A 3,659-nucleotide genomic window follows, 5' to 3' on the forward strand; every position below is an offset into this window, starting at 1 on the left:
GAGCAGGGACCCTCGGGCTTTCCCCTGGGCTTCGCACCCCGCAGGCCAGAGCCTGCGGCGCACGCCAGGGCAGGGACAGGTCTCGACACTGACCCGGGCTACGTCTTCGACATCACATCGAACCTCCTCCAACGCAGCCACCCACCACGTGCGACCTCATGTCGCAGCCGCAGCGTCTTGCCGTCGATGGCCACCGCCCGCTGCCGTGGCCGCTGCGCGGGGGCGGGGTGGTCGTGGCGGTCGCGTGCGACCAGCCAGTCGCCCACTGCGGCGGCCAGGGCGTGGGCGTCCAGCCGGCCGCACTCCAGCCCGGGCCAGACTCCGCCCGAGGTGGAGGCGGCCATCTGCGAGCTGCGCCGTAACCATCCCCGCTGGGGTGCCCGCCGGCTGGTCTTCGAACTGGGCCGCCGCGGCTTTCCCGGGCCGATCCCATCACGGATCACCGTGCACCGGGTGCTGATCCGCCACGGCCTGGTCGACCCGACCTCGCGCCGCCGCCGCCGGCAGGACTACCGCCGGTGGCAACGCGCGCGGCCGATGGAGCTATGGCAACTGGACATCGTCGGCGGCATCCAGCTGGCCGACGGCGGCGAGGCCAAGGTGGTCACCGGCGTGGACGACCATTCCCGGTTCTGCGTCATCGCCACCGTGGTGCGCCGGGCCACCGGCCGGGCGGTCTGCGCGGCCTTCGCCCAGGCGCTGCGCACCTTCGGTATCCCGGAGGAAGTCCTGACTGATAACGGCAAGCAGTTCACCGGCCGATTCACCAAACCCCGCCCCGGGGAGGTGCTGTTCGAACGCATCTGCCGGAAGAACGGCATCGCGCCCGCAACACCAAGCCCCGCTCGCCCACCACGACGGGCAAGATCGAGCGGTTCCACCAGACACTGCAACGGGAACTGCTCGACGACGTCGAGGTGTGGCCGGACCTGGAAACGGTGCAGGCCGCCGTGGACGCCTTCCGCCACGACTACAACACCAGCCGGCCACACCAGGCCCTGGACATGGCCTTCCCCGCCGACCGGTTCACCACCACCCCCACCAACACGGCCCTGCCGCTGCGACTGCCGTCGTCGCTGGCCACTCCACCACCACCACCACCACCACCACCACCACCACCGGAGACTGTGCCGGTCGGGCCGACCGGCTCGGCGCCGCTGGTGCTGTCGGCCAACGGCGTCGACCCGGTCAACCTGGCCGTGGAGTTCACCCGCACCGTTCCCGCCTCGGGCAACCTGGCCGTGTGCGGCCAACAGTTCTGGCTCGGCCCGACCCGCGCAGGGACCACCATCGCCTTCTGGGCCGACGCCACCGTGGTGCACCTGCTCCACGACGGGGTCCGGCTCAAGACCGTGCCATCGAGGCTGACCACCGCCCACCTCAAGCAGCTGCTGGCCGCCGGCGCCCACCCGGCCGGACCACCACCCATCCCCGGCCCGATCCGACCCGGCGCGGCCGTCGAGGTCGACCGCACCGTCGCCCCCAACGGAGTGATCAGCCTGGCCGGCCGGCAACACCTGATCGGCTACCACCTCGCCGGCCGGCGCATCACCGCCCGCCTCGACCACGGCGTGCTGCACCTACTCGACGCCGACCGCACCCTGCTGCGCAGCCTGCCCAACCCACTCAGCACCGCCGAGCAGTCCCGGCTGCGCGACGCCCGCCCCGCCGGACCGCCACCGGCCCCACCAGCCGGACCGCCGCGCGTCGATCGGCGGGTCAACTGCCGCGGCACCCTGATGATCGCCGGCCAGCGCATCCACGTCGGCATCCGCTTCGCCGGGCGCACCGTGGTCGTCGAGGCCACCGACGCCACCTTCCGCGTCCACGACGGCGACCAACTGATCGCCGAAGTCGCCCGCACCACCACCAAGCCCGTCGCCCGGTTCAAGGTCCGCAAACCCGAGCCTCCACGACCACGTCGGGTATCCTCCGCCAGCCAAGATGATCACGGAGCCCGGTCATGAATCCGCTCGTACCCCGACCTCCCGCGTCCCCTGCGACACCAAGCCGGACGCCTGATCTCAGGCAGTATCGGGGGATGAGCCAGGACGCCGATGCGCTGGAGCGAGCCATCGCGCTGGCATGTCGCGCACACCGCGGGCAGCGCTACCCCTCCCCGGAAGCCGAGCCCTACATCCTGCATCCCCTACGGGTCATGTTCGCAGTGCAGGGCTTCAAGGCACAGACGGCCGCTGTGCTCCATGACGTCCTGGAGGACACAGAGGTCAACGTCGACCAACTTCGGCAGGCGCGGATTCCCGACGATGTCATCGCGGCCGTGGTCGCTCTGACGCACCGGGCAGAGCACACCTACGACCAGTACATCGAGCAGGTGGCACACGATCGTCTTGCCCGCAACGTGAAACTCGCTGACCTTGCCGATAACCTGGCCAACAACTATCGACTGAACCCCAGCCCCGATGTGACGGCACGCATCGACCGCTACCAGCGAGCTATCCAGCGCCTGCAAGCCGTCCCCGGCCAAGTCCCCCGAAGCCATACGTGAGATCGGCGACGCTGTCCGGCTTGGCACAGCGACCGCCGAAGCCAGCAAACAAGATCGTCTAGCTGGATGTGTCACCCACGTCCTGAGCCTGTTTCGTCACGGACGTCCTGAGACCCGACAGCGCCAAAGGCTTGACATACAGAGGAACCGTTCTATGGCCAGGCCTGTGGTGTGCGTCAGACTTTCTGGCAGGGTTTCGGGGCTGAATCTGTGACAGGGAGTTCGATCTTGAGCAGGAGCAACGACCCGGTGCCGGTCAAGACGCGGCTGCAGCTGGTGCTCGCGGTGTTGGCGCATGAGATGACCGTCGCGGAGGCGGCTCGTCGACACGCAGTCTCGGCAGAGTCGATCAACCGGTGGCGCAACCGGTTCGTCGACGCCGGCAAGGCGGCGCTGGAAGACGGGATGCCGGGCAAGGCCGGCAGCCGCGGCAGCCTGGTCGAGCGGCGGCAACGCGCGGAGATCCAGGAGCTGAAGCTCGCGTTGGCCGAGGCGACGGTGCAGCTGCGGATCTGGCAGAAGGGCTCGGAGTACGTCGGCCTGGTCCCTTCGCCGACCTCGAGGCCCTGAGAGCGGCAGCCGAGCTGCCGGTCGCGAGGTTCGCCGCCCTGGCCGGCATTCCAGAGCGCACCTACCACCGCCGCCTGGCCACGCTCCGAAGCGGCGACGCGCCGGTGAAGGGGCCGTGGCCGACGCCGGCCGTTGATGCGGCCGAGGCCCTGGCGGCGAAGTACGCGGCCGACTGGCCTGCGTGGGGCCACCGCAAGATCGCCGCGATGATGCGCGCCGACGGCCAGGCGTCCACCTCGACGGTCGAGCGAGCCCTGCGCCGCCGTGGGCTGCTGCTGCCGCGGGGGTTCCGGGCAGACCGCAAGTCCTGGGCCGCGCTGCGCCGCAAGGTGTTCCACGACCCGCCGACCGAACGCAACCGGGTCTGGCAGACCGACTTCAGCGAGTTCGAAACAGCGGGCGGTGGGATCTGGCGCATCTGCGCCGTCATCGACTACGCCACCAAGTACTGCCTCGCCGCCAGGATCACCCCGACCGGCCGCGGCGTCGATGCGCTCGCGTGTCTCGACGCGGCCGTCGACGAGGCCGAACGCGTTCTCGGCCTGGACGACTTGCGGGACGACCGTGGCGAACGCGAACT

3 protein-coding genes and 2 pseudogenes are annotated in these 3,659 nt (G+C 70.2%); all 5 read left to right on the forward strand.

Annotated features, from left to right (window positions below):
• Window positions 1-186: 186 nt before the first annotated feature.
• Window positions 187-792: pseudogene (locus VGR06_RS43765) on the forward strand (DDE-type integrase/transposase/recombinase); the annotation flags it as partial.
• 74 nt (window positions 793-866) lie between these two features.
• On the forward strand, window positions 867-1,967 hold the full coding sequence (locus tag VGR06_RS02400) for an integrase core domain-containing protein (protein WP_327557262.1): 1,101 nt from the start codon (window positions 867-869) through the stop codon (window positions 1,965-1,967).
• Window positions 1,968-2,041: 74 nt separating this feature from the next.
• Window positions 2,042-2,509, forward strand: coding sequence for a phosphohydrolase (locus VGR06_RS02405; protein ID WP_327557260.1), 468 nt, complete (start codon window positions 2,042-2,044; stop codon window positions 2,507-2,509).
• A gap of 228 nt (window positions 2,510-2,737) precedes the next feature.
• Window positions 2,738-3,079, forward strand: a complete 342-nt coding sequence (locus VGR06_RS02410; RefSeq protein ID WP_327557261.1) for a helix-turn-helix domain-containing protein — start codon at window positions 2,738-2,740, stop codon at window positions 3,077-3,079.
• A 104-nt stretch (window positions 3,080-3,183) separates the two neighbouring features.
• A pseudogene (locus VGR06_RS02415) lies at window positions 3,184-3,659 on the forward strand (transposase); the annotation flags it as partial.

Source organism: Actinophytocola sp. (genome assembly GCF_036002505.1).
Lineage (GTDB): Bacteria > Actinomycetota > Actinomycetes > Mycobacteriales > Pseudonocardiaceae > DASYTH01.

What these genes read in the sequence shown, in the direction of transcription:
- VGR06_RS02405 (WP_327557260.1), top strand. Translation starts at nt 2,042, where the DNA reads ATGAGCCAGGACGCCGATGCGCTGGAGCGAGCCATCGCGCTGGCATGT.